Source organism: Flavobacterium undicola (assembly GCF_009909155.2).
Taxonomy (GTDB): domain Bacteria; phylum Bacteroidota; class Bacteroidia; order Flavobacteriales; family Flavobacteriaceae; genus Flavobacterium; species Flavobacterium undicola.
The window spans coordinates 1-1581 of record NZ_JAAAPM020000072.1; the positions used below are offsets into that span (position 1 = coordinate 1).

Annotated in this window: 1 protein-coding gene and 1 pseudogene; both read right to left on the reverse strand. The window is 33.8% G+C overall.

Annotation, left to right across the window (positions count from 1 at the left end):
• Window positions 1–329: 329 nt before the first annotated feature.
• A complete protein-coding gene (locus GTZ96_RS18120; protein ID WP_161645294.1) occupies window positions 330–1448 on the reverse strand; it encodes an NADH-dependent flavin oxidoreductase in 1119 nt (372 codons plus the stop codon).
• Between the two features lie 18 nt (window positions 1449–1466).
• A pseudogene (locus GTZ96_RS18125) lies at window positions 1467–1581 on the reverse strand (IS1595 family transposase); the annotation flags it as partial.

A 1581-nucleotide genomic window follows, 5' to 3' on the forward strand; every position in this document is an offset into this window, starting at 1 on the left:
AATTCCAAAACCGAAGCCATGAACAGAGAAAAATATTTAAAAACTGGAATAGGGCGAGAATTTATTAAAAATATTATTCAAAACTTATAGCTCGTCGGGCTCATATCCGCCGCGGCGGACACAGGTTCGAGTCCTGTTCCTTCTCAAGCTAAAAAGCCCATTTCTAAAGAAATAGGCTTTTTTTATACCATTTTTTTTAACTATTTAACCAGTGCATACATTAAAATTTAAGCATGATTTTGAATGTCCCGTAGAGTTACTCGACTGGATTCAAACCATAAACTAATTGATTTTCATTTTATATATCTTTGTTTTGGGAATTGATTAAATTAAGCTTCTACTTGTAACCAACCGTCTAGTTTTCCGAATATTGTCATTAATTTTGATGGGATTTTTTTCTCTTGTACAGTTGCAAGTTTAAGAATTGAAGTGATTTTATCTTCTTCTCCATTTTGAGTTAATTCTACCCAATCAGGATTAACAATCAAAGTTCTTCCGATTGCCACCATAGAAACACCATAGTCTACTACTTGATCAGCCATCGCAGGTGTTGTAATACCTCCAGCAACCAAAATAGGAACTCTATTGTTAACATAATTGTTTAGTACAACTGATATAGCTTCTTTAGAAAACTCTGAATCAATTGGTTTTTGATTGACAGCATCCAGCAGAGAGAAATGTAAATAATCGATATTTTCTTCAATCAACTTATCCATTAAAATGAAAGTATCCGGAAGTCCATAAGTTTGTTGTGGAAATTCTTCAGGTGAAATTCTGTACCCTATCAGAAAAGGACGATCAGCATATTTTGAAACTATATTTTTTACTTCTCTTAAAATTTCCAGGCTAAGTCTCAAACGATTTTCTAGAGAACCTCCCCATTGATCATTTCTATTATTGAAAAAAGGCGATATAAAATTTTGAAGCAAAAATCCATGTGCCCCGTGAATTTCTACGCCATCAAAACCAGCTTCAATTGCTCTTCTGGTGGTCTCACCAAATGCCTTGATAATTTCTAGAATTTCATTTTCACTCAATTCTTTTGGAAGATTTTCTTTTTCAAAAAGCACTATAGGCCCACTTGAAACTGAACTTGCACTTACCACTTCACCATCTGGAATAAGTCTAGGAATTGCTTTATTACCTGCGTGAAACATCTGTAAAATTGCCGGTGCTCCACCACTTTTTGCAGCATCCGCCAACTTCTTCAGACTTGGAAGGAAAGTATCATCATATCCTGCAAATTCGTGGGTAAAACCAATTCCATTTGCCGTAACGTGGGTACATCCTGTGATTACTAAACCAACACCTTTTACTCTTTTCTTGTAATATTCTATTTCTTCATCAGATATAGTGAAGTCTTCATTAGATGACCAAGTAGTCATAGGCGACATCACAATTCTATTTTTCAAACTAATTCCGTTCCAAAATAACAAGGGAGCAAACAACTTATTATATTTATTGAGTTATACACTTAATATCTGTTTTATGTTTTTTTGATAAATCGGTTTTGCATTCACCATTCTTTCTATGGATTTATGAAAAATACTTGTTTTAAATTGAGAACGGTTTATCCTAAAA